The organism is Rhodococcus sp. NPDC056516 (assembly GCF_042794655.1).
Taxonomy (GTDB): Bacteria; Actinomycetota; Actinomycetes; order Mycobacteriales; family Mycobacteriaceae; genus Rhodococcus_F.
The window spans coordinates 235,006-257,342 of the sequence record NZ_JBHTTG010000003.1; the positions used below are offsets into that span (position 1 = coordinate 235,006).

Consider the following 22,337-nt stretch of genomic DNA (forward strand, 5'->3'; position numbering starts at 1 on the left):
TGCAACATCTTTGCGTTAGTATTTGATTTATGAGTCCGTCCGCAGGTCCGCGCCCCGGTGGCCGCAGTGCGCGTATCCAACAGGCCGTGCACGCGTCGGCGCGCAAGTTGCTGGAACAGCGTGATCGAGCCGAGATCACGGTGCCGATGATCGCGACCGATGCGGGAGTGACCCCGTCGACCATCTATCGGCGGTGGGGCGACATCAACGAAGTTTTTGCCGATGTCTCGATCGAGAGATTGCGACCGGACGCCGACCCGCGTGAAACGGGTTCGCTCCGAGGAGATCTGACGGTCTGGGCGCAGGACTATCTCGAGGAGATGTCGGCGCCCGTCGGTCGTGCTTCGCTGCGAGACGTGTTGATGAGCGACGATCAGACGCACGCACCGGACGGTACGAAGAAGTTCAAGTGTGCCTTCTTCTGTCGGACGCAGATCGACGTGATCCTCGCGCGTTGGCCGGAAGCTGCTGGTGTGGATGGTGATTCGGTGGTGGACCATGTGGTGGCACCGATCGTCTACCGAATCCTGTTCGACCTCGAGCCGGTCACGCCGCAGAGAGTTGCGGAATTGGTGGATCAGACTCTTGCCCTCTCAGCGCGGGTGGTTATCGAGTGACCTGCGGCTGATCGCTGCCTAGTCGGGCGTGGACGTGCATGTCGTGCCAGCCGTCGGCGTGCCTCGCGGAGCCTCGTCGAACACCTTCTTCGCTGAACCCTGATTTGGTGGCGACTCGGCATGACGGTGGGTTGTGGATCGAGTGCTGGAGTTCGAGTCGGTGAAACCCTGCTTCTCGGAAGGTGCTTCCATGGCGGCCGGTGCGGTTACAGCCTACGTGTTCCGGCTCTGCCACTCTGCGTTCAGTCGGCGCGCAGATTCCAGAGTCGCGATGGCCTCTTCGGTGTCAACTCGCGAGAGAACCAGTGCACTTACCGTGCAGGAGAGAAGGATTCGAGTGCGATCGGAGAGCGTGGCGTCTGTCTCGGTCGGAAAAGCGGCGTGTAATCCACTGTTGATCGCGTCGGCGAGTTCTTGGCGGTAGGCGCGGATGACGGCTGCCGCCGCGTCGTCGTGCGCGCCGAGTCCGGCAGCAGTGTTGAGGAGTAGGCAACCTCGCCGCGGTGAGTCGGCGGTCATGGTGCTGATCGCTTGCGCCAGCGAGGAAAGGTAATCGTCGACGGCGTCCGGTTTCGGATTCGTAGTGAGATTGCGCAAACGCGGACGGATGACATGTTCGAGGTACAGCTGCACTGCGGCGTCGAACAATCCGCGCTTGTTGGTGAACGAGTTGTAGAGACTTGACCGGCTCAGTCCCGTCGCGGATTCCAGGTCGCCGAGCGATGCGCCTTCGTACCCATGTGCCCAGAACACGTCCAAAGCGGCAGCGACCACGGCTGTTGTGTCGAATTCTTGTGATCTGCCCATCAAAGCCTCGCTCTTTCTGTATCGTTTGGTCCAGTATATATTGGACCAAACGATACAGAATTCACTCTATGCAACAGGAGCTCACCGATGAACGTCGCCGGCTACATCTTCGCGGGACTGGCCGCAGCAGTGCACGTGTACATTTTTGTCCTCGAATCGATTCTCTGGACGGCCCCGAAGACACGCGCGACATTCGGCGTCAAGTCAGAAGAAGAGGCGATCACCACGCAGTCGCTTGCCTTCAACCAGGGCTTTTACAACCTCTTCCTGGCAATCGTGTCCGTGATCGGCATCGTGATTGCGGCGACAGGTTCCGCGTCGGTCGGAATCGCCCTCGTGCTGGCAGGTACAGGATCGATGGTTGCCGCGGGGGTGGTGTTGATTCTCTCGTCTCCCGACAAGGCCCGCGCAGCCGTCGTGCAGATGCTTTTCCCAGCCATTGCCGTCGTTCTGCTGGTGATTCACCTGCTCTGAGTTCGGCCTTACCCGCCGCCGAGCACCAGTGATTCGATCAGGGCAAAAGCGCCGTTGAGTGCTCCGCAGTCGAATGCTTCGGCCAGGGCGTAGCCGATGACGACTTCGTCGTTGCTCGGAGTGCTCGACCAGACTGCGTCGGTCTGTCTGGGGTCGGATTCCTCGTTCTTGGAGAACAGCGCGATGCGAACCCCGTCCCGGGTGAAGGCGCTGTTCGCGTCGTCGACGGGCGCGAAGGTCAGTGTCACGCCCTCGACGAGTGCCGAGACCGAATACGAGCGCCGGGACAGAAACCCTTTGCCGACAGTGAGTTCGACTTCGTCGCCACCGAGAGTGAAGAACAGGTCCGCGGCAGCCCGCGTTCCGATGGGTGTGCCTTCGCGGCGTGGGGCGTCGACTCGGCGCGTCAACAGAGCGCGCGATTCGCCGTTTCGGACGTCCACGACCCCGGTGTCGACGTCGAAGGAGATCTCGACTTTTCCGTGAATCGGGTCCATCGCGGCGTAATTGACCGTCACTGTGCCTACCCCCTGTAAGTGTGAACTCGGGTCCATAATACGTGGTGGGAGCGTTGTCCAGTATGCCCGAATCCGAAAAAATACTGCCGAATGACGCGCGTTTGAGGCCAAATGCTTCTACTCTGGGTCTTGGGTTTGTTGCGCATCCCACAAAGGTTTTTCCCACGCCAGACGAGGAGCGCCTATGAGGTTGTCGACTACTTGTTCTGTTGCTACGAAGGCTTGATCAAGCCGGAATTGCCTCTGCCGGATGGTGCTCGAGACCCATCCGGCAGAGGCAATTCTGCATCAGTTCGGGCCTTTAGCCGCCGGCGAATTTTTCCGAGGTGCCGAGATCGATCGGCAGTGCGATCCCGGTGATCCCGCGTCCGGCCGGCCCCACCAGGTAGAACACCGCATCCGCAATCACTTCGGGGTCGACCCACGGATGGGGCAGCAGATTCAGCTTCGACATGATGGGAGCGGTGTCCGCGAGGACGGGATTCTCCAAGTCTGGACGGAACGCGCGAACCATCGGTTCGTTGTCGATCATCGTGGTTCGCACATTGCCCGGGTGCACGGAGTTGACCCGAATGTCCGCCCAGCCGAGTTCGTTGGCCAGAGACTTCGCCAAACCGCGAACGGCGTGCTTGGACGCGGAATAGTGTGCGATACCCGGCACGCCGCGAAGGCCGGCCATCGAGCTGATCAACACGATCGACCCACCCCGATTGCCGTTCATGATGTGCGGAATCGACACTTTGGTCGTCAACCAGACGCCGGTGACATTGATGTCCATCAGCTCGCGGAACTCTTCGGCGCTCAGATCCCAGGACAGCTTTGCCGACGCCGCGATTCCCGCGTTGGCAATCACGATGTCCAGCCGGCCGAGCTCCTCGACTCCGGCGTCGACTGCCGATTTCAGGGCATCGAGGTCGCGAGTGTCCGCTACGGACGCGACGATGCGCCTGCCCTGAGCTTCGACCAGTGCGACGGTCTGGGCGAGGTCGGCCTCGGTGGCCATGTCGTACCCCGCCGTTGCGACCGGCGCGCAGAGATCCACCGCGATGATGTCCGCGCCCTCGGACGCGAGCTTGACGGCATGCGCGCGCCCTTGACCACGCGCCGCTCCGGTGATGAATGCGACCTGACCGTCTAAATTGCCCATCGAACTTCCCCTGCCCGTGTAAAGCGCCAAAACTGGAACGTGTTCATACTGCTATGTCCGGTGCCGGGCAGGCAGGGGAATTCGCGAAATCCTTATCCGCGAAGGAGTTTGGACAGCTCGTCTAATACGCTCGCGTCCTCGATGGTCGACGGGACCGTGTACTCCTCGTTGTCGGCGATCTGCCGCATGGTCTTGCGGAGGATCTTGCCGGAACGAGTCTTCGGTAGTGCGGCGACGACGGTGACGTCCCGGAACGTGGCGACAGCACCGATCTGGTCGCGCACCCGCGCGACCAGTTCCTGTCGGAGAGTTTCGGGATCGATGTCGACGCCGGACTTGAGCACGACGTAACCGCTCGGCCGTTGTCCCTTGAGTTCGTCGTGAATGCCGATGACGGCGCATTCGGCGACCGCCGGGTGGCCCGCGACGACAGCTTCCATGCTTCCGGTCGAAAGACGGTGTCCGGCAACGTTGATCACGTCGTCGCTGCGCCCGAGGACAAAGACGTAGTTGTCCTCGTCGATGTATCCGGAGTCGCCGGTGAGGTAATAGCCTTCGAATGTCGACAGGTAGGACTTCACGTACCGATCGTCGTCACGCCACAGTCCGGCGAGTGTTCCGGGAGGAAGTGGCAGGCCGATCACGATGTTGCCCTCGGTGCCCGGTCCCACGAGTTCGCCCTTGCCGTCGACGATTTCGACGCGGTATCCGGGGCAGGCGACGGTGGGTGAGCCCGCTTTGATCTCCATGGGTTCGAGGCCGCGCAGATTCGCGCAGATTGCCCAACCGGTTTCTGTCTGCCACCAGTGATCGACCACCGGGCGATCGAGAATCCGAGTAGCCCACTCGTAGGTGTCGGGATCCAAGCGCTCGCCGGCCGCGAACAGCGTGTCGAGCGACGAGATGTCGTACTTGGCGAGCTCTTTTGCGTCCGGGTCGGCCTTGCGGACCGCGCGGATGGCTGTCGGAGCGGTGAAGAGTGCCGATACCTTGTATTCGGAAATGATGCGCCAGAATGCACCAGCGTCGGGGGTGCCGACGGGCTTGCCTTCGTACATGACCGTCGTGGCTCCGGCGAGCAAAGGTCCGTAGACGATGTAGGAGTGGCCGACCACCCAGCCGACGTCGGAGGCGGTCCACCAGACCTGGCCGGGGCTGATGTCGTACAGATTCTTCATCGTCCACGTCAACGCAACGGCATGGCCACCGTTGTCCCGGACGACGCCCTTCGGCTTACCGGTTGTTCCCGAGGTGTAGAGGATGTAGAGCGGATCCGTCGCGGCGACCGACACCGGGCCGGCAGGGGTGGCATCGGCGATCAGCTCGTCCCAGTCGAACCAGGCTGCGGCACTTGACTTGTAGTCGGCAGCAGCGCCGGGAATCTGCTCACGATTCTTCACGATCACGGTGTGAGCGGGGGTGGCGGACAGTTGCAGAGCCTTCTCGACCATCGGCAGGTACTCGATGGTTCGGCCGGGCTCGAGGCCACCGGACGCCGTCACGAGCACCACGGGGCCGGCGTCGTCGATACGCGTGGCAAGTTCCTTGGCTGCGAAGCCGCCGAACACCACTGAATGCACAGCACCGATACGGGCACACGCCAGCATGGCGATCGCAGCCTCGGGGATCATCGGCATGTAGATGATGACACGGTCACCCGCGACAACACCCTGATCTTTCAGGACACCGGCGAAGAGTGAGACCTGCTCGAGGAGTTCGGAGTAGGTGTACGTGGCCTTGGTGGGGACCATCGCGGAGTCGAAGATCAACGCGGTCTGATCGCCGCGGCCGTCGCGGACGTGCCGATCGAGGGCATTGAAGCTGGTGTTGAGCGACGCATCCGGGAACCAGCGATAGATCGGTGCGGCGGAATCGTCGAGTGCCTTCGTGGGCGCGACATCCCAGTCGACGGCACGCGCTGCATCGAGCCAGAACTTCTCCGGCTGATGCATGCTCTCGCGATACGCGTCGGCATACGTGGTGTGGGACGCCTGCTCAGAAGAGCTCATCGACGTGTGTCCTCTCGTGAACTTCGCTAACCCGTGACCTGAAGCACCTTAGGTTACCGCTAGTGCCGTGCGCCTCAGTGTGGGTGCGGGTACCGTCCGTTTGCGCCGGACGGGCCCGTCCCGTCGGCCAGTGGTGCGTCGGCGGGTGGGATAGGCCAGGGACTTGGGCCAGGGACTGAAGGGGGAATCGGTGTGACGGATACGGCGCAACGTGCGGGCTTCTGGGGAGTCCTCGCTCAGCGTGATTTCCGGCTTCTGTGGACCGGCGACGCCGTCAGCGGCATCGGAAACGGTGTCACGACCGTCGTGCTGCCGTTGATCGCGCTTCGCGAATTGGAAGCGAGTAACTTTCAAATCGGGGCGCTGGCCTCGGCGGTGTGGTTGCCGTGGTTGATCGTCGGACTACCCGCCGGTGCCTGGATCGACCGGCTGCCTCGCCGTCCGATCATGGTGATCGCGAACGCTGCGTGCGCGCTGCTCTTCGCGAGCGTCGCGATCGCCGGCCTCATGGAGGCGGTGACATACGGCCACTTGCTTCTGGTTGCGCTGCTCACCGGTACGGCCACCGTTTTCTTCCAGGCGGCCTACCACGCATATCTCCCCACGGTGCTCGACGAAGCGGATCTGGTCGAAGGGAACTCGAAGATACAGGGCGCCGAGGCCGCAACCCGGGTGATCGGCCCGAGTATCGGTGGACTGTTGGTAGCGACTGTCGGGCTGGCAGCCGGTCTGCTGGTCGATGCTTTCACCTTCGTCGTCTGCTCAGTGTGCATCTGGCTGATTCGTGCGCAGGAAACGGTTGACCGCGGACAGGGCCGCCGAGAACCGTTTCGGCGCCAGATAGCGCTCGGACTGCGATTCGTCGCAGCTGATCCGTATCTGCGGCCCATCGTCGTCTACGGGACTCTTCTCAATTTCGGTCTCGCCGGGTACACCACGATCCAGATCGTTTTCCTCGAAAAGACAGTTGGCGTGGGGGAGTTCGGACTCGGACTTCTGTTGGCCATTGCCGGGATCGGCGGAATTGTCGGGTCGATGATCGCGCGTCCGCTCGGGCGCCGATTCGGTACTGCCCGAAGCGTTCTCATCTGTCAGTTGGTGACGGGACCGTTCATCCTGTTGGCTCCTCTGACGACGTACGGCGCCGGCCTGTTCTGGTTCTGTGCGGGAGGAATGGTGATGATCGCCGGCGTCGTGTCCTGCAACGTAGTGCTCGGCAGCTTCCGTCAGAGTTACTGTCCGCCGGACCGTCTCGGTCGAGTGGTGGCAACGAGTATGTTCTTGTTGCACAGCACTATTCCGCTGGGTGCGTTGCTGGCGGGCTTCCTGGGTGATCTCGTAGGTGTGCGCGGAACCATGTGGATCATGGCCGGGTTGATCGCGCCGTGCGGATTGGTCTTGCTCTTCAGTCCACTGCGCGGCATCCGCGATCTACCGAGTCGGCCCGCCGAGTCACTGCGCTAGAGAATCACTGCGCTAGCGAATCACTGTGGCAGCGAATCACGGCGGTGAGCTGCTGCGGCCTCTTCGCTTCGAATCGCGATACGAAGAGTCGCGAGCATGAACAGCGAGACGGCAAAACCGAACAGCGCGCCGAACTGGTCCTGCGTGAACAGGTACACCTGCGTCACCAGAAGGCTCACCACGATCGATGCTCGTAGTAGCCGCAAGGCCCGGAGGTAAGGACCGCGGAAGAGGAACCACACTCCCAGAACCACAAGAACTCCGGTTGCAGCCGTGGAGATCTGGACGACGAGATCGGAGACGTCGTCAGCTTCGACGCCGTTCTCGGAGACGAGTGCGTAGATCACCTGGGCTATCGCGAGGAGGGCCTGCAAGACGAACAGTGTCAGTACCAGTCGGCGGACAATTCGGTGCCCGAGCAGTGCTTCGGCCCGTTGGAAGAACACGTTGCGAGCACGCGTGATCTTCGATTCGATACCGCCGACCGGCGGAGTCTGTGTGTGCAAGCCGGCCTTGATCGAGTCGACGAGACCGGTGAAGCTGCGGTCTTCGACGCCGTCGAGTACGCGGAGGGCGTGGTTGTACTGGATCTCGTCGAGCTGACCGAGAGCGAGGTCCGAGAGCGCTCGGGCGCCGATGGCGAGCCGATGACGATCGTTCATACCGCGCCGAATCACCATCTCGCGCGCGGCCAGATAGAAGAGGACGAAGACGACGTACATGATCGCGATGGCAGGCTGGTAGAAGTAGTCGACGTCGGCGGTGACAAATTTTCCGACCTCGTCGATGAAGAGGCCGAATCCGATTCCGCCGACGAGGGTCGCCAGATCGCGCATGCGAGAGCCTTCGGTGATGGCAGTCGAGACGATGGCGACGGCCATCAGCAATCCACCCCACAAAACGTGGGCGATGTGGAGGGAACCGCCCCCGATCTGGGGATAGCCGGTTGCCGCAAGGTAAGCGCGGGTGATCAGCACGGTCGCAATGGCAGCGAACAGGAAGAGCTCGAAACGAGCCAGTGCCGCACGGTCGTAACTGTGCGGCAGAGTCAGTGCAGTCCGATCCTTCGTCGTCATTGCGGAACTCCCAGGTTTCGATAGCGCGCGATACGGGAGGACTGGCGATCGGTGTCTGACTCCTCGGCGAGAATGAAGAGCTCGTGCGCGATTGCTGCCCCTACTCTCTTGGAGAATTCCACGGGCTCGTCGGCCGCGTCAGGGGTTTCGGGAATGATGGCGTCGATCACGCCGTCTCGAAGCAGATCCAACGAACGAATTCCCTGCGCTGCGGCCATCTCCGGGGCGTGACTGATGTCGCGATGGACAATCGCGCTTGCGCCTTCCGGTGGCAGGGGAGCGAGCCACCCGTTCTGTGCCGCGAGTACCCGGTCGGCAGGTAGCAGGGCCAGAGCGCCACCGCCGGTTCCCTGACCGAGCAGCACTGACACTGTCGGGGTTCTCAGCGTCACCAGGTCGGCGATGCAGCGGGCGATCTCAGGGGCCAGTCCACGTTCCTCGGCTTCCTTGGACAACGACGCGCCCAAAGTGTCGATCACGAGGACAAGCGGGAGTTGTAGTTCTTCGGCAAGTTTCATGCCCCGTCTCGCCTCACGAAGCGCGGCCGGTCCCATCGTGGTGAGCGCGGATTGTCCACTGCGGTCCTGGCCGAGCAGGATGCACGGAAAGCCTCGGAAGCGGGCGAGCGAGAGCAAGATCGTCTTGTCGGTTTCACCCTGCCCGGTGCCGCTGAGTGGTACCTGTTCGGTCGCGGCATGGCGGAGCAACTGCCGGATGCCTGGTCGATCCGCCCGACGCGAGAGCATCACCGACTGCCAGGCAGGGACATCGGGAATCTCGGGCGAGGAAATCGGGTCCGCGACTGCCGGAGCCGGGGGATCGGTGAGCACGCACAGCGCTCGATTGACCAGCAGACGGAGGCGGTCCACCGGGACGACGCCGTCGATCACGCCGTTGCGGTACAGGTTCTCGGAGGTTTGAATCCCGTCGGGAAACTTTTCGCCGTAGAGGGATTCGTAGACACGGGGTCCGAGGAACCCCACCAGGGCGCCCGGTTCCGCGACGGTGATGTGGCCGAGAGATCCCCACGACGCAAAAACCCCGCCGGTGGTGGGATTACGCAGGTACACCAGGTAGGGCAGGTGTGCAGCCTTGTGAACAGCCACTGCCGCAGCGATCTTCACCATCTGAACGAACGCGACGGTTCCCTCCTGCATTCGTGTTCCGCCAGAGGTGGGCGAGGCGAGCAGTGGGAGTTGTTCTGCCGTAGCACGTTCGACGGCGGTCACGATCCGTTCGGCTGCAGCAACTCCGATCGAACCGGCGAGAAAGCTGAATTCACAGGCAATCACCGCGACCCGACGCCCCCGAACTGTGCCGACGCCGGTGACGACGGACTCGTCTACTCCGCTCTTCTCGCGGGCCTTCTTCAGGTCTTCCGCGTACTTCGGCCCAGGCCCGACGTCGACGGGCGGGGAGTCCCACGAGACGAAGCTCTCGGGATCGAGTACCGCAGTGAGTAGTTCTTCGGCCGAGATTCGCACAACGTCCTCCAAGTAAGCAGCACCCCGTCCAGGATGAACCTACCTGGACGGGGTGCCGCCGGGATCGCGTGGCGTCAGTTGTGCGCCGGAGAATCAGCGTCCGAACGCTTCCTTCCACGAAACGACCTTGCCGATGCGAAGGATGGAGCGCTGGTAGATCTTTGCCGCGATCATCGACAGCGCAGCAGTCACGATCAGCATCAGCAGAATGGTTCCTACGATCTGGAGCGGAGAAGCTACACCGGCGGAAATGCGCAGGGGCATGAGGATCGCCGAGAACGGCGGAATCCAACTCAGCACGTTGCTCAGGGTTCCTTCGGGATTGCTCACCGAAACGAAAGCCACGCTGACCATTGCCATGACAAGCAGTGCGAGTGGCATCGCGGTGGCATTGACGTCCTCCTGCCTCGAGACCATGGACCCGGCCGCGGCGTACAGCACGGCGAAGAAGAGGAAGCCGAGAATGAACCACCCGAGAGTGCCGAACAGAACACCGATCGCGGTGCCCGTCACGGTCAGGACGCCCGTCGCCAATCCGGTCGCGACGCCCGCGACAGCATAAGCAGCCATCTGCATCAGGCCGACAGCGCCGATTCCGAGAACCTTGCCCCACAACAACTGCAGCGGACGCAGAGTCGAGAGCAACAACTCGACGACGCGACTGGACTTCTCCTCGACGACGCCCATCGCCACGTACGTTCCGAATAGCAAGATCTGCATGTACAGGAGCACCACGGCAGCGATCGACATCGCTATGCGTTGGCCCTGTTCGGGATCCGGCGGATCGATGGCATCGATGGTGACCACTGCGGTGGACGTGGCTTCGGCGAGCTGAGCCGGATCGATCCCCGCGGCGGACAGCGCATTCGACTGTGCCTGTTGTGCAACGGAACTCTCGATGACGGCGCGCAGATTCGTGGGCACTTCTTTCTTGGTCACGACAGTGACGCCGCCGCCCGATCCAGCGATCACGGCCACGTCGAGGTCGCCGTCCTTGACCTGATCACGCGCGGTCCCGTCGTCGGAAACCTCCGTCACCGTCACCGGATTTCCGAGGGTGTCGCCGATGGACACCATCGTGGCACTGAGCGACTGGTTGCCGACCAAGCCGATCTTCGACTTGTCCTCGTCGCCACCGGAAAAGAGTGAGAAGGCGATGATGCCGCCGATGATCGCGACCAGAATGATGACGTTGCTGATCACAAAACTCTTCTTCGAGATCTGCGTCATGAATTCGCGTCGAGCGACCAACCCGATCGCTCGACCTCCACTCAACTGGTTGCTCATGCGGCTACCACCTCTCGGAACAGATCAGTCAGTGACGGACGTCGTAGCGTGAACTCGTGCACCGGACCGGTTTTCAACGCTGCATGCAGGATCTGCTGATCGTCGGCGGTGCCGTCGACGCTCAGGAGTGTTCGACCGTCGAGGTGGCTCAGCGTGGTGACACCGATCAGATGGTGTGCCCAACCGACCGGCGCGTCAGGGGCGAAGACTTCGATTCGGCCGTCCCCCTTGCCTCGTAGTTCGTCGACAGTTCCGATCTCTCGCATGCTGCCGCGGCTGATGATGCCCACGCGATCGCACAGGCGCTCCACCAGATCCAGCTGATGGCTCGAGAAAATAACGGGAACACCGGTGCGGGCCTTCTCGACCAACACGTCACTCATGACGTCGACCGCTACCGGATCCAGACCCGAAAATGGTTCGTCCAGAACGAGTACCGAAGGATCGTGAACCAGCGCCGCTGCAAGCTGAACTCGTTGCTGATTGCCGAGGGAGAGGGAGTCGACGGTGTCCTTGACGCGTTCGGCGATGCCCAGACGTTCGGTCCACCGCTCCGTGGCCGCATGCGCGTCGGCTTTCGAGAGTCCATGTAGTTCGGCCAGATAGGAAAGTTGCGCTCCCACCTTCATCTTGGGGTAAAGGCCGCGTTCCTCCGGCATGTATCCGATAGTGCGACGCACGTCGAGGTCGACGGGTTTGCCGCCGAGACGAACTTCCCCCGAATCTGCTCCGAGGACACCCAACGCAATGCGCATCGTGGTCGTCTTGCCGGCGCCGTTACTGCCGACAAATCCGAAGATCTCGCCCGGGCGGACTTCGAAACTCAGGTTGTCGAGTGCAACGACGTCGCCGTAGCGTTTCGAGATGCCGTCGATCGTGAGGGTGGCTGACATGGGTCCTTCCCATCGGTCGAGTGGTGCGCTTCGGTAATACGGGTCAGAAGTCGAACTCTTCCGAATCAATCGGATCCGGGTCTGGATTGGTCCACGAGAGAATCATCGCGGGCGTGCACGCGCCGATCAGCATTGCAGTCAGTGCCAATAAACCTCCCGTGTAAGGCAGCCTCTCTACATTCCACTGCACCGAAGAGGTGAAAATGAGGAAAATGGCGACAATGAACACCAACGTTTGGGTCACGCTCAACCCGACAGAGCGAGCGTCATTGCGTTGCTGGATCTCCCATTCGTCCAAAGCCTGCCGCGGCGCATCCCCTTGCCGACCCGACACGATTTGAAGTGAGGACCACGTCGGCAGGAACAACAGGGTGAGGATCGGCCAAGCCACCGCGAAGAGCGGATTGAACAGGCACGCTATGCCGACGGCAATCATCAAGGCGAAAAGGACTCCGAGGGCGACGACGAGCACGCGCCGACGACGGCGGGATCGCCAATTCGGGAGCCAATGTCGGAACGTCTCCTCGTTCTGCAGGAACCGCCGAGTGCGGTGGGCCTGGTAGCGGTCGATCAGATTCGATTCAGGCACTGGGCTTTTCACTCCCCTCGATAGTGCGGTCAGTCCGGTAGACCTCCGTCGACTGTGCGTTTCGGTAGACCTCCGTCGACGGTGCATTCCGGTAGACCTCCGTCGACAGCGGCCCGAACTCAGTCCGCGAGAACACCGCCTCGACCGGTAGGTCGAATACCCAGCAGATCCGAAATGCAAGATCCAGGCTGGGGTAGTGGTCGCCGCGTTCGAGTGCCCCCACCGTCTGCGGATTGACGTCGACGAGTTGTGCAAGCTGGGCCCGACTCATCTTCCGCTCGGCGCGAAGCACTCCGATGCGATTGAAGATAGGGAGCGCGTCTCCCCGCCGGACTGGGCTCATGCATCAAAGTGTTGTAAAAACCCAACAGTTTGTCAACACGAACCGCGATAGTCCCGCTTCTGGGTGATGCCGGCGGATAGGGTTCGGGCAACGGAAGGGGCTTCACATGGTGGTCGAACAGTTGGTACTCGAGAAGTCCCGCCTGGTCGTGCAGGTGCGCGAGGACGGTAGCTTCAGTGTGGGACCGCAGGGGTGCGAACCGCTCTGGCGCGATCCGATGGAGAAAGGTGCCGTCATCGGTATCGGTCAGCACACTCCAGGCGATGTCGAAGGCGAATCATGGTGGGTCGTGTACGGCCAGTCGGACACCACGGCTGACGTCACCGTTCGACTCGACGACGGGTCGCACGTGCCGGTTTTGCGTCTCGGTGAGATCTTCGCCAGTGAATGGGTGAGCGCCCCGCAGCAGGCATTGTTGTACCGGTCTGATCGCCCGGTGGAGTCGCAGCCCACCAAACTGTCGGTCTTGTTCGCCAGACCGAAGTTCATGCCCAAGGCGGCGTTTCCGGAGAATGATCGTTTGTAGGTCTCGCGAGGTCGGCTGTGGAGGGGCGGTCGGGCTTGTGCTCAAAATGTTACGGTACGTACTGTACCGTTTAACTATGACAACTTGGCCGAACGACCTCGCAGTGGTGCAAGTGCGGGTAGCGAGACCCACCGACCGACTCGACGACGTGATTGCGTTCTATCGCGATTGCCTGGGGTTGCCGGAGCTCTACCGGTTTTCCGGGCACGCCGGCTACGACGGGATCATGCTGGGGTTGCCAGATGTGAACTATCACCTCGAATTCACCACCCACGAAGACGGGAGCCCGTGCCCGGCGCCGACGCAGGACAATCTGTTGGTGCTCTACTTTGCCGGCGAGTCGGCGATGTACGAGGTGGTTCAGCGACTGGGTGAGGCGGGGCACGAACCCGTCGAAGCCGAGAATCCGTACTGGGAGGAGAATGCGGGAATGACTTTCGAAGATCCTGACGGCTGGCGTCTGGTGCTCATGCCGCGTCCGGTGCTGTAGATGGTGCGCGCCCGCGACGAGCGGATTGACGATGCCGTATTGTCTGCGACCCTGGAATTGTTGGGGGAGAACGGGTATGCGGAGCTGTCGATCGGATCGGTGGCGACGAGGGCGGGTGTACATCGCCCCGCCATCTACCGGAGATGGCCGTCCAAGCGGCATCTGGTGGTAGACGTCGTCGTGGCGCATATCGGCACTGATCCAACGCCGGACACCGGCGATCTCAGGGCAGACCTGGTCGCCGGCATCACGACATTGGTTGTGGGACTGAGCGAAACGGTAGTTGGTCGGATACTGCCCGCGTTGGTCGCAGATCTGGCCGCGGACCCGGAATTGGCGCGGGATTTCCAGTCGGCATTCTTTCAGCCGCGACGCGATTCCACTGCGGCAGTGCTGGAATCGGCGCGTCTACGCGGCGACATTCGGAGCGAGTTCGACCTGGACTTCGTCCTGGATGCCTTGGCGTCCCCGATCTATTATCGAGCGTTGTTCCGTCACTTACCGCTGGACGCGCTCCTGGCTGAGCAGGCTGTCGATTCGGTTCTGCTGACGTTGGCTCCGCACGAGAATCTCTGAAGTCGTTCCGATTCAGTTCAATTCGAGCGGATCGGGTCCGACACGGCTGTCGGTGTTCAACGCTGCGATGGCAGCTGACTCGTCGGCATCGAGTGCGAAGTCGAAGATCGCGGCGTTCTCGCGCATGCGGGCTGGTGTGACCGACTTCGACAGTACGGTGTGTCCCTGCTCGAGATGCCAGCGCAGAATGATCTGCGCCGGGCTCTTTCCGTGTGCTGCAGCAACTTTCCCGATGGTCGGGTCGTCGAGGATAGTTCCCTGTCCCAACGGACTCCAGGCCTCGATTTCGATGCCGCGACTCTGTGCGTACTCCCGTGACGCGTGCTGTTGCAGTCTGGGGTGCAGTTCGATCTGGTTGACGGCTGGGGTGATCGAGCTGTGCTGGGCCAGCAGGTCGAGGTGTTCGGGGAGGAAGTTGGACACACCGATCGCACGGGCGCGGCCGGAGGCGAGAATCTCTTCGAAAGCGGCCCAGGTCTCGACGAACAGGCCCTTTGCCGGCGCGGGCCAGTGAATCAGATACAGGTCGACGTAGTCGAGTCCGAGCTTGTCGAGGCTCGAGTCGAAAGCGGCGAGTGTTCGGTCGTGGCCTTGATCGTCGTTCCACAGCTTGGTGGTGACGAACAGCTCTGACCTAGGGATATCCGACCCTGCGATGGCGCGGCCGACCCCGGCTTCATTTCCGTAGATCGCGGCCGTGTCGATGTGGCGGTAGCCGATCTCGAGAGCGGTGGCAGTGACCTCTTCGGTCTGGGCGTCCGGTACCTGGAAAACGCCGTACCCGAGTTGCGGGATGGTGATCGGTTCGCCGGTGGTTCCGTGAGTCAGTGTGCGGTCGGGGATCGACAACATTGAAGAGCGCCTTTCAGGACTGTGTATGGCGGTCCGACCGGGGATCGTGTCGCCCGTGAACCACCTATGCCGCGCATGCAACTATTGCGTGCGCCTGATAAATAGTTGCACACGCGGGTTGTCTGCGCAAGCAGCGCTGTCGGCTACTCCTCGAAGAGTTGTCCGTTCTCCATCCGCCACCGCCGCGTGCTGCGGGTGGATTGGAGCATGCGTCGATCGTGAGTGACGAGGAGGAGGGTTCCCTCGAACGACTCCATCGCCTGCTCGAGTTGTTCGATCGCCGGAAGGTCGAGATGGTTCGTCGGCTCGTCCAGTACCAGTAGATTCACGCCGCGAGCCTGCAGTAAAGCCAGTGCAGCCCTTGTTCTTTCGCCAGGGGAGAGTGAAGCGGCAGATCTGAGCACGTGGTGTCCACGCAGGCCGAACTTGGCGAGGAGCGTGCGGACATCGGCGTCTGGCCAGTCCGGAACCTGAGCACCGAAGGCCTCGACTACTGGTTGATCGCCTTCGAACAATCCGCGCGCCTGATCGATCTCACCGATCGCGACACCTGAACCCAAAGACGCGATGCCCTCGTCTGGGACGAGTTTGCCGAGCAGGACGTTCAGGAGGGTGGTCTTGCCTGCACCGTTCGCGCCCGTGACGAGGATTCGATCGCCCCAGTCGATTTGCGTCGTAACCGGACCGAAAGTGAACTGACCGCGCGTCACCTTGGCGCCGTTCGTGGTTGCGACAACGGAACCGGACCGCGGAGCCGCCGCGATCTCCATACGAAGTTCCCACTCTTTACGCGGTTCCTCGACCACTTCGAGTCGCTCGATGCGGCGTTGAGTCTGGCGGGCCTTCGCGGCTTGCTTCTCCGTCGACTCGGTCCGCAATCCGCGTCCGATCTTGTCGTTGTCCTTGGCCTTACGACGCGCGTTGCGGACGCCGTGTTCCATCCAGTTGCGCTGCATCTGTGCACGATCTTCGAGATCGGAGCGGGTGCCGGCATATTCCTCGAAGGCCTCGCGTGCGTGCTGGCGGGCTATCTCACGTTCGGCGAGGTACGACTCGTAGCCGCCGTCGTACACTGCGATGTCCTGTTGTGCCAGATCGAGTTCCACGATCCCCGTGACCGTGCGCGAGAGGAACTCGCGATCGTGGCTCACGACGACCAGCGCCGCTCGGGTCTCGGCGACAAATCGTTCCAACTGCTCGAGACCCCGCAGGTCGAGATCGTTGGTGGGCTCGTCCAACAGGAGAATGTCGTAGCGCGAAAGCAGCAGCGATGCGAGGCCGGCGCGTGCGGCCTGACCGCCGGACAATGCCGTCATGTGAGCATCGAGGGATACGCCAAGTCCGAGTTCTTCGACTACCTTCTCGGCGCGCTCGAACAGATCGGCGCCGCCCAGCGCGAGCCAGCGCTCCAGCGCCGGGGAGTACAGATCCTCTTCGGCTTCAGCCAGCGTTTCGGCCGCGGTGTTCATAACCGCCTCGGCGTGCGCGACCCCGGTGCGTCGGCCGAGGAACTCGAGGACGGTTTCACCCTCGATGCGGTCGGGTTCCTGCGCGAGGTAACCGACCGCAGCATCCGGCGGGCTGAGGATGATCGAACCCTCGACGTCGGCGGTTCCGATTCCGGCCAGGGCAGTCAGAAGCGTCGACTTGCCGGCGCCGTTTGCCCCGACGAGGCCGATGACGTCGCCGGGCGCCACTGTGAGATCGAGGTCGGAGAACAGGGTGCGTTCTCCCCGGGAAGCAGAGAGGCCGCTGATGCGCAGTGTTGCAGTCACCCGAGAAGTATCCCTGGTGCTGTGCGCCTGTGTTAATCGGTGCTGTGCGCCTTTGTTAACCGCGGGCGGTTAATAAAGGCGCACAGCAGTCAGTCCCGAACCAGGTGATACCAGCACGGATGCGCCGCACGGACTGGAAGTGGCGATTCGCTCACGTCCGCGGCCATGCTCGAGGCCGTCGACCACCCGTCGAATGCGCGCATGACGTCTTCTTCGGAGACACCATGTGGCATCGGCCAGCGGTGACCTGGCCCGAACGCGAACATGACCATGGACGCGCCCGGCGCGGTGATCGCGTTGACCGACCTCCCGTAGTCCCGTCGCTGATGTTCGGACAGCCCGTGAAAGCAGCCGATGTCGAGTACCAGCATGTGCCCACCGTCGACGGCTATGTGCAGGTCTGCGGCGTCCTCATGGAGGAACCGGACGTCGACGTGGGCTTCACGTGCATGGATGCGCGCTTTGTCCAACGGTTCCTGCTCGGCGTCGACGCCGGTGACGTGCCAACCGCGTTGCGCCAGCTCGATCGAATGACGTCCGGTGCCGCAGCCGATATCGAGGGCACGGCCACCTTCCGGAACAGGAATCGCGTCGAGAAGTCCGGACAGTTGGGCGTCGAACCCATGCCCGGTGTGCTCCCACGGAGTGACGCCGACCTTGTAGGCGAGACGATATGAAAGATTCATCGCTCTCTCTTTTCTCGAGGCGATTCCAATACTTGTCTTCCAAGGTAGACCGGCATTTCGGGCGGTACAAGGGCACTCCCCGGATGTTCGGCGGGGAATGCCTCCGTGCTCTGACGCGTTGGTTTCGAATATGACCGAAACCAACGATGTGACCTCCGTACCGACAATTGTTCTGAACGACGGTAAGACGATCCCCGCACTGGGATTCGGTGTGTTCCAGGTTCCGGACGACGAAACGCAGGAAGCTGTCTCGACCGCCCTGAAGACCGGCTACCGCAGTATCGACACCGCCAAGATCTACGGCAACGAGGTGGGTGTCGGCCGCGCTATCGCCGAATCCGGCATCGCCCGCGAAGACCTCTACATCACGACCAAACTGTGGAACGACGACCAGGGTTACGACTCGACGCTTGCCGCATTCGACGCCAGCCTCGACAAGTTGGGTCTCGACTACCTCGATCTGTACCTGATCCACTGGCCGGTTCCGTCCAAGGACCTGTACGTCGAGACGTTCAAGGCATTCCAGAAGCTCAAGGCCGACGGACGGGTTCGATCCATCGGCGTCTCCAACTTCACCATCGAGAACCTCGCGCGTGTAATCGGTGAAACCGGTGAGGTGCCGGTCCTCAATCAGATCGAGCTCCACCCCAAGTTCAACCAGGCAGAACTGCGCGCCTTCCACACCGGCAAGGGAATCGCGACGGAGGCGTGGAGCCCGCTGGGCCAGGGAACCGTTCTCGGCGACCCCGTCATCACTGCCATCGCCGACGCTCATGGCGTGACCGCGGCTCAGGTGATCATTCGCTGGCACCTGCAGATCGGCAACGTGGTGATTCCGAAGTCGGTGACCCCGGAACGCATCGCAGCCAACTTCGATGTCTTCGGCTTCGAGCTGACTCCGGAACAGATCAACGCGATCGGTGCTCTCGACGACCCGGCCGGCCGTATCGGCCCCGACCCGGTCACGCTCGGCAGCTAGAACTTCCGGTAGATCCACGAACGGCACTCCCTCAATCGCGGGAGTGCCGTTTTGTCGTGCGAGGTCAGTTCAGGTGTGTGCGGTGTTCTGCAGTGAATGCGATGTGCTCGTCCGTGCGTCCGGTGCGGAGCTTGTCGACCCACTCGGGATCGGCGAGCAGTGCGCGTCCGATGGCAACCATGTCGAATTCGCCGTTCTCGTACTGAGCTTCGAGACGCTCCAGTCCGGTCACAGCCGATGCAGCGTCGCCGGTGAATGCCGTCGTGAACACGGAATCGAGTCCGACCGATCCGACGGTGATAGTCGGCAACCCGGTCAGCTTCTTGGTCCAACCGGCGAGGCCGAGCTTGCCGTCTTCACCGTCGAGCTCAGCGAATGCCGGTTCCCAATGACGCCTCGTCGACGGATGCAGGACGTCGACGCCGGCGTCGACCAGGGGAGTGAGGATGCGGCCGAGTTCTGCCGGGCTCTGCGCGATACGAGCGTCGTACTGGCCGGACTTCCACTGCGAGAATCGGTAGACGATCGCGAACTCGTCCCCGACTGCCTCTCGGATTGCGGAGACGACCTCGGCCGGGAAACGGGTGCGAGCTTCGAGCGATCCGCCGTATCCATCGGTCCGGACATTGGTTCCTGCCCAGAGGAATTCGTCGAGCAGGTAGCCGTGTGCGCCGTGCAACTCGAGACCGTCGAAGCCGGTGTTCTTCGCGTTGAGCGCGGCATCCACCCACGACTGCTTCAAGTCGTCGAGATCCGACGTGGTGAATTCGCGTCCCAAACGGGTGCCGTCCAGCGCCAGACCGGAGGGGCTGACGGTTTCGACCTCGGGGTTCAGGTGCGAGTTCTCGCCGCGCTCGACTCCGAGGTGCCACAGCTGAGGAATGATCGATCCACCCTCGGCGTGGACGGCGTCGACAACCGACTTCCAGCCGCCCAGGCTCGAATCACCGTAGATGCGCGGTACGCGGGTGTGCGGGCCGGCTGCCGGGTCGGGGATGTAGGTGCCTTCGGTGATGATCAAGCCGACACCACCTGCTGCGCGACGACGGTAGTACTCGGCGACGTCGGCGCCGGGGATTCCGTCGGGAGAGAAGGCACGCGTCATCGGGGCCATGGCGAAACGGTTGCGCAACGAGAGTGATTTGACCTCGAAAGGCTCGAAGAGGCCGCGCAACGCGGAGGCCTCGGGTGCTGTCGATGTGTCGGGAAGAGTCACGGGATTGTTCAACACAGCGGACCCTCGACCTATTCCGCCGCATGAGTTTATCTCCCTGAAATCTGCAAAAGGTTGCGTACGTTCGGTTTTCGATCAGTATCTATGTAGACCCAACTTAGTTTGTGCATTAACTATTAACATGCGATATGGTCGTGCGGAAAGTTTCTGAGGGCGGTATCGAGCACGAAAGAGGACGCGCGAGCATGACAACGACGGTGCCGAACGAGCGGGCCGGAGAGCTGGAGCCGATTCCGGAGCGGCCGTATCCGAAGCGTCGTGATCCCAAGGGGTCGTGGATGCTCGAGATGATCAAGACGACCGATCACAAGAAGATCGGGATCATGTACTTGATCACTGCGTTCGTGTTCTTCCTGATCGGCGGTCTGATGGCGCTGTTCATGCGCGCAGAACTGGCCGTTCCCGGGATGCAGTTCCTCTCCAACGAGCAGTTCAATCAGCTGTTCACCATGCACGGCACGATCATGCTGTTGCTGTACGCGACCCCAGTCGTCTTCGGATTCGCGAACTACATACTTCCGCTGCAGATCGGTGCGCCCGACGTGGCGTTCCCGCGATTGAACTCATTCGGGTTCTGGCTCTTCACTTTTGGTGGCCTCATCGTCCTCGGTGGATTCCTCACGCCGGGCGGCGCCGCCGACTTCGGTTGGACGGCGTACACCCCGCTCTCCGGCGCGGTACACAGCCCCGGCGTCGGAGCTGACCTGTGGGTCTTCGGTCTGACGGTCGGTGGCCTCGGCACCATTCTCGGTGCGGTCAACATGATCACCACCGTGATCTGCCTGCGAGCACCCGGCATGACGATGTTCCGCATGTCCATCTTCACCTGGAACATCTTCATCACCAGCATCTTGATCTTGATGGCGTTCCCGCTCCTGACCGCCGCGTTCATGGGTCTGTTCGTCGACCGTCACCTCGGTGGGCACATCTTCGACCCGGCATCGGGCGGAGTTCTGTTGTGGCAGCACCTGTTCTGGTTCTTCGGTCACCCTGAGGTGTACATCATCGCGTTGCCGTTCTTCGGAATCGTCTCGGAGATCTTCCCGGTCTTCAGTCGTAAACCGATCTTCGGTTACACCGGCTTGGTCTATGCGACGCTTGCGATTGCTGCCCTCTCGATCGCGGTATGGGCTCACCACATGTACGCGACGGGTGCTGTTCTCCTGCCGTACTTCTCGTTCATGACGTTCCTGATCGCGGTGCCCACGGGTGTGAAAATCTTCAACTGGATCGGAACGATGTGGAAGGGGCAGTTGACTTTCGAGTCGCCGATGCTGTTCTCGGTGGGCTTCTTGATCACCTTCCTCTTCGGTGGTCTGTCGGGTGTCATCCTCGCGAGTCCGCCGATCGACTTCCATGTCACCGACACGTATTTTGTTGTGGCCCACTTCCATTACGTGGTCTTCGGCACGGTCGTGTTCGCCACGTATGCCGGTATCTACTTCTGGTTCCCGAAGATGACGGGACGTCTGCTCGACGAGCGGTTGGGCAAGTGGCACTTCTGGACCACCTTCGTCGGCTTCCACGGCACGTTCCTCGTCCAGCACTGGCTCGGCGGCGAGGGCATGCCGCGTCGTTACGCCGACTACCTGCCCTCGGACGGATTCACCGTGCTCAACTCGGTGTCCACGATCTTCGCCTTCGTACTCGGTGCGTCGACGCTGCCCTTCCTGTGGAACGTCTTCAAGAGTTACCGCTACGGCGAAGTTGTGACCGTCGACGATCCGTGGGGCTACGGAAACTCGCTGGAGTGGGCGACAACCTGCCCGCCGCCGCGTCACAACTTCACCGAGCTGCCGCGCATCCGCAGCGAACGCCCGGCCTTCGAACTGCACTACCCACACATGGTCGAGCGAATGAGGGCGGAGGCGCATGTGGGTCTCACCGGGCAACCCACGTCGACGTTGGAGAAGAGTGACGATCATCGCCAAATTGATTAGTGCAATAATAGTTACTGCACTAATTAATCTGATAACATCGGATTCATGACGACGAAGGCTCCGCAGACGCAGATGGACGATCCGCTGGCTCTCGACCGGCAGGTGTGCTTTGCACTTGCGGTCGCGAACCGGGCGGTGCTGTCCGTCTATCGGCCACTGCTCGAGCCGATGGGCCTCACGCATCCCCAGTATCTGGTGATGCTGGCACTGTGGGGAAAGTCGCCGATGGCGGTCAAGGAAATCGGGCAGGCACTGCAGCTCGATTCGCCGACACTGTCGCCGCTCCTCAAGCGACTCGAGGCGTCCGGGTTGATCACGCGAACCCGTAGCCGCGCCGACGAACGTCAACTGGACGTGGACCTCACCGAAGCGGGTGTGGCGCTGCGCACGGAGGCGGAGAAGATCCCCCCGGCGGTTGTCGCGAAGCTCGGCGTGAGCCTCGCCGAACTCGAAGAACTCCACAATGTTCTGACGCGGGTCAACGAGGCCGCGCTCCGCGCCGGAGCCTTGGACCAATGAGAGAAATGTGATGACTGCATCCGAGAGAAACGTGATGACTGCGTCAGTACCG

General features: G+C 61.9%; 23 protein-coding genes. 9 read left to right on the forward strand and 14 right to left on the reverse strand.

What is annotated here, in order from left to right:
- Positions 1-29: 29 nt before the first annotated feature.
- Positions 30-617 (forward strand): TetR/AcrR family transcriptional regulator, encoded by a 588-nt coding sequence (locus ACFQ6Y_RS10380; RefSeq protein WP_378532361.1) that lies wholly within the window; start codon positions 30-32, stop codon positions 615-617.
- Positions 618-830: 213 nt separating this feature from the next.
- On the opposite strand, the gene ACFQ6Y_RS10385 is transcribed toward ACFQ6Y_RS10380, so the two are convergent.
- Positions 831-1,424, reverse strand: coding sequence for a TetR/AcrR family transcriptional regulator (locus ACFQ6Y_RS10385; protein WP_378631708.1), 594 nt, complete (start codon positions 1,422-1,424; stop codon positions 831-833).
- An 87-nt stretch (positions 1,425-1,511) separates the two neighbouring features.
- Between ACFQ6Y_RS10385 and ACFQ6Y_RS10390 the strand changes: the two genes are divergently transcribed.
- A complete protein-coding gene (locus tag ACFQ6Y_RS10390) occupies positions 1,512-1,898 on the forward strand; it encodes a DUF1304 domain-containing protein (protein ID WP_378631711.1) in 387 nt (128 codons plus the stop codon).
- Between the two features lie 8 nt (positions 1,899-1,906).
- Here ACFQ6Y_RS10390 and ACFQ6Y_RS10395 read toward each other — a convergent pair whose 3' ends face one another.
- The 3 genes from ACFQ6Y_RS10395 to ACFQ6Y_RS10405 form a co-directional block, all read right to left on the reverse strand.
- Entirely contained in the window at positions 1,907-2,416 is a 510-nt protein-coding gene (locus ACFQ6Y_RS10395; RefSeq protein WP_378532367.1) for a hypothetical protein, read from the reverse strand.
- Between the two features lie 301 nt (positions 2,417-2,717).
- Positions 2,718-3,563 carry a mycofactocin-coupled SDR family oxidoreductase gene (locus ACFQ6Y_RS10400; protein WP_317828775.1) on the reverse strand — a complete coding sequence of 282 codons (846 nt, stop codon included), beginning with the start codon at positions 3,561-3,563 and terminating at the stop codon, positions 2,718-2,720.
- Positions 3,564-3,655: 92 nt separating this feature from the next.
- Entirely contained in the window at positions 3,656-5,572 is a 1,917-nt protein-coding gene (locus tag ACFQ6Y_RS10405) for a propionyl-CoA synthetase (protein WP_378631713.1), read from the reverse strand.
- 192 nt (positions 5,573-5,764) lie between these two features.
- Between ACFQ6Y_RS10405 and ACFQ6Y_RS10410 the strand changes: the two genes are divergently transcribed.
- A complete protein-coding gene (locus ACFQ6Y_RS10410; protein ID WP_378543283.1) occupies positions 5,765-7,036 on the forward strand; it encodes an MFS transporter in 1,272 nt (423 codons plus the stop codon).
- Positions 7,037-7,056: 20 nt separating this feature from the next.
- Here ACFQ6Y_RS10410 and ACFQ6Y_RS10415 read toward each other — a convergent pair whose 3' ends face one another.
- The 6 genes from ACFQ6Y_RS10415 to ACFQ6Y_RS10440 all read right to left on the reverse strand — a co-directional run bounded on the left by ACFQ6Y_RS10415 (position 7,057) and on the right by ACFQ6Y_RS10440 (position 12,708).
- On the reverse strand, positions 7,057-8,112 hold the full coding sequence (locus tag ACFQ6Y_RS10415; protein ID WP_378631715.1) for a hypothetical protein: 1,056 nt from the start codon (positions 8,110-8,112) through the stop codon (positions 7,057-7,059).
- The gene (locus ACFQ6Y_RS10420; RefSeq protein WP_378543285.1) at positions 8,109-9,596 is read right to left on the reverse strand and encodes a carboxyl transferase domain-containing protein; all 1,488 of its coding nucleotides are present in this window, start codon (positions 9,594-9,596) and stop codon (positions 8,109-8,111) included. Before ACFQ6Y_RS10420 ends, ACFQ6Y_RS10415 begins: the two co-directional genes overlap by 4 nt.
- A gap of 93 nt (positions 9,597-9,689) precedes the next feature.
- Positions 9,690-10,883, reverse strand: coding sequence for an ABC transporter permease (locus ACFQ6Y_RS10425; protein ID WP_378631717.1), 1,194 nt, complete (start codon positions 10,881-10,883; stop codon positions 9,690-9,692).
- Entirely contained in the window at positions 10,880-11,776 is an 897-nt protein-coding gene (locus ACFQ6Y_RS10430; RefSeq protein WP_003939757.1) for an ABC transporter ATP-binding protein, read from the reverse strand. Before ACFQ6Y_RS10430 ends, ACFQ6Y_RS10425 begins: the two co-directional genes overlap by 4 nt.
- 43 nt (positions 11,777-11,819) lie before the next feature.
- Positions 11,820-12,365 (reverse strand): hypothetical protein, encoded by a 546-nt coding sequence (locus ACFQ6Y_RS10435; protein WP_378631719.1) that lies wholly within the window; start codon positions 12,363-12,365, stop codon positions 11,820-11,822.
- Positions 12,358-12,708: a helix-turn-helix transcriptional regulator gene (locus ACFQ6Y_RS10440; protein ID WP_378631721.1), complete on the reverse strand. Its 351-nt coding sequence runs from the start codon at positions 12,706-12,708 to the stop codon at positions 12,358-12,360. The genes ACFQ6Y_RS10435 and ACFQ6Y_RS10440 overlap by 8 nt, the downstream gene beginning before the upstream one ends.
- 106 nt (positions 12,709-12,814) lie before the next feature.
- Between ACFQ6Y_RS10440 and ACFQ6Y_RS10445 the strand changes: the two genes are divergently transcribed.
- The 3 genes from ACFQ6Y_RS10445 (at position 12,815) to ACFQ6Y_RS10455 (ending at position 14,300) form a co-directional block, all read left to right on the forward strand.
- Complete coding sequence (locus tag ACFQ6Y_RS10445) at positions 12,815-13,234, forward strand: hypothetical protein (RefSeq protein WP_378631723.1); 420 nt, start codon at positions 12,815-12,817, stop codon at positions 13,232-13,234.
- A 76-nt stretch (positions 13,235-13,310) separates the two neighbouring features.
- The gene (locus tag ACFQ6Y_RS10450; protein WP_378631725.1) at positions 13,311-13,724 is read left to right on the forward strand and encodes a VOC family protein; all 414 of its coding nucleotides are present in this window, start codon (positions 13,311-13,313) and stop codon (positions 13,722-13,724) included.
- Positions 13,725-13,763: 39 nt separating this feature from the next.
- Entirely contained in the window at positions 13,764-14,300 is a 537-nt protein-coding gene (locus tag ACFQ6Y_RS10455; RefSeq protein WP_378631727.1) for a TetR/AcrR family transcriptional regulator, read from the forward strand.
- Positions 14,301-14,312: 12 nt separating this feature from the next.
- On the opposite strand, the gene ACFQ6Y_RS10460 is transcribed toward ACFQ6Y_RS10455, so the two are convergent.
- The 3 genes from ACFQ6Y_RS10460 to ACFQ6Y_RS10470 all read right to left on the reverse strand — a co-directional run bounded on the left by ACFQ6Y_RS10460 (position 14,313) and on the right by ACFQ6Y_RS10470 (position 17,613).
- On the reverse strand, positions 14,313-15,152 hold the full coding sequence (locus tag ACFQ6Y_RS10460; protein WP_378631729.1) for an aldo/keto reductase: 840 nt from the start codon (positions 15,150-15,152) through the stop codon (positions 14,313-14,315).
- A 143-nt stretch (positions 15,153-15,295) separates the two neighbouring features.
- Entirely contained in the window at positions 15,296-16,927 is a 1,632-nt protein-coding gene (locus ACFQ6Y_RS10465) for an ABC-F family ATP-binding cassette domain-containing protein (RefSeq protein WP_378446296.1), read from the reverse strand.
- An 89-nt stretch (positions 16,928-17,016) separates the two neighbouring features.
- Positions 17,017-17,613: a class I SAM-dependent methyltransferase gene (locus tag ACFQ6Y_RS10470; RefSeq protein WP_378631731.1), complete on the reverse strand. Its 597-nt coding sequence runs from the start codon at positions 17,611-17,613 to the stop codon at positions 17,017-17,019.
- A 130-nt stretch (positions 17,614-17,743) separates the two neighbouring features.
- On the opposite strand from ACFQ6Y_RS10470, the gene ACFQ6Y_RS10475 reads away from it, so the two are divergent.
- Complete coding sequence (locus ACFQ6Y_RS10475; protein WP_378631733.1) at positions 17,744-18,592, forward strand: aldo/keto reductase; 849 nt, start codon at positions 17,744-17,746, stop codon at positions 18,590-18,592.
- Between the two features lie 64 nt (positions 18,593-18,656).
- Here ACFQ6Y_RS10475 and ACFQ6Y_RS10480 read toward each other — a convergent pair whose 3' ends face one another.
- Positions 18,657-19,808, reverse strand: a complete 1,152-nt coding sequence (locus ACFQ6Y_RS10480; protein ID WP_378543305.1) for an NADH:flavin oxidoreductase — start codon at positions 19,806-19,808, stop codon at positions 18,657-18,659.
- 203 nt (positions 19,809-20,011) lie between these two features.
- On the opposite strand from ACFQ6Y_RS10480, the gene ctaD reads away from it, so the two are divergent.
- Both ctaD and ACFQ6Y_RS10490 read left to right on the forward strand, forming a co-directional pair.
- Positions 20,012-21,766 carry a cytochrome c oxidase subunit I gene (gene ctaD / locus ACFQ6Y_RS10485; protein ID WP_378532397.1) on the forward strand — a complete coding sequence of 585 codons (1,755 nt, stop codon included), beginning with the start codon at positions 20,012-20,014 and terminating at the stop codon, positions 21,764-21,766.
- Between the two features lie 45 nt (positions 21,767-21,811).
- Positions 21,812-22,285, forward strand: coding sequence for a MarR family winged helix-turn-helix transcriptional regulator (locus ACFQ6Y_RS10490; RefSeq protein WP_378446301.1), 474 nt, complete (start codon positions 21,812-21,814; stop codon positions 22,283-22,285).
- Positions 22,286-22,337: the final 52 nt, after the last annotated feature.

What these genes read in the sequence shown, in the direction of transcription:
- ACFQ6Y_RS10380 (WP_378532361.1), top strand. Translation starts at nt 30, where the DNA reads ATGAGTCCGTCCGCAGGTCCGCGCCCCGGTGGCCGCAGTGCGCGTATC.
- ACFQ6Y_RS10385 (WP_378631708.1), bottom strand. Translation starts at nt 1,424, where the DNA reads ATGGGCAGATCACAAGAATTCGACACAACAGCCGTGGTCGCTGCCGCT.
- ACFQ6Y_RS10390 (WP_378631711.1), top strand. Translation starts at nt 1,512, where the DNA reads ATGAACGTCGCCGGCTACATCTTCGCGGGACTGGCCGCAGCAGTGCAC.
- ACFQ6Y_RS10400 (WP_317828775.1), bottom strand. Translation starts at nt 3,563, where the DNA reads ATGGGCAATTTAGACGGTCAGGTCGCATTCATCACCGGAGCGGCGCGT.
- ACFQ6Y_RS10405 (WP_378631713.1), bottom strand. Translation starts at nt 5,572, where the DNA reads ATGAGCTCTTCTGAGCAGGCGTCCCACACCACGTATGCCGACGCGTAT.
- ACFQ6Y_RS10415 (WP_378631715.1), bottom strand. Translation starts at nt 8,112, where the DNA reads ATGACGACGAAGGATCGGACTGCACTGACTCTGCCGCACAGTTACGAC.
- ACFQ6Y_RS10425 (WP_378631717.1), bottom strand. Translation starts at nt 10,883, where the DNA reads ATGAGCAACCAGTTGAGTGGAGGTCGAGCGATCGGGTTGGTCGCTCGA.
- ACFQ6Y_RS10430 (WP_003939757.1), bottom strand. Translation starts at nt 11,776, where the DNA reads ATGTCAGCCACCCTCACGATCGACGGCATCTCGAAACGCTACGGCGAC.
- ACFQ6Y_RS10440 (WP_378631721.1), bottom strand. Translation starts at nt 12,708, where the DNA reads ATGAGCCCAGTCCGGCGGGGAGACGCGCTCCCTATCTTCAATCGCATC.
- ACFQ6Y_RS10445 (WP_378631723.1), top strand. Translation starts at nt 12,815, where the DNA reads ATGGTGGTCGAACAGTTGGTACTCGAGAAGTCCCGCCTGGTCGTGCAG.
- ACFQ6Y_RS10450 (WP_378631725.1), top strand. Translation starts at nt 13,311, where the DNA reads ATGACAACTTGGCCGAACGACCTCGCAGTGGTGCAAGTGCGGGTAGCG.
- ACFQ6Y_RS10460 (WP_378631729.1), bottom strand. Translation starts at nt 15,152, where the DNA reads ATGTTGTCGATCCCCGACCGCACACTGACTCACGGAACCACCGGCGAA.
- ACFQ6Y_RS10470 (WP_378631731.1), bottom strand. Translation starts at nt 17,613, where the DNA reads ATGAATCTTTCATATCGTCTCGCCTACAAGGTCGGCGTCACTCCGTGG.
- ACFQ6Y_RS10475 (WP_378631733.1), top strand. Translation starts at nt 17,744, where the DNA reads ATGACCGAAACCAACGATGTGACCTCCGTACCGACAATTGTTCTGAAC.
- ctaD (WP_378532397.1), top strand. Translation starts at nt 20,012, where the DNA reads ATGACAACGACGGTGCCGAACGAGCGGGCCGGAGAGCTGGAGCCGATT.
- ACFQ6Y_RS10490 (WP_378446301.1), top strand. Translation starts at nt 21,812, where the DNA reads ATGACGACGAAGGCTCCGCAGACGCAGATGGACGATCCGCTGGCTCTC.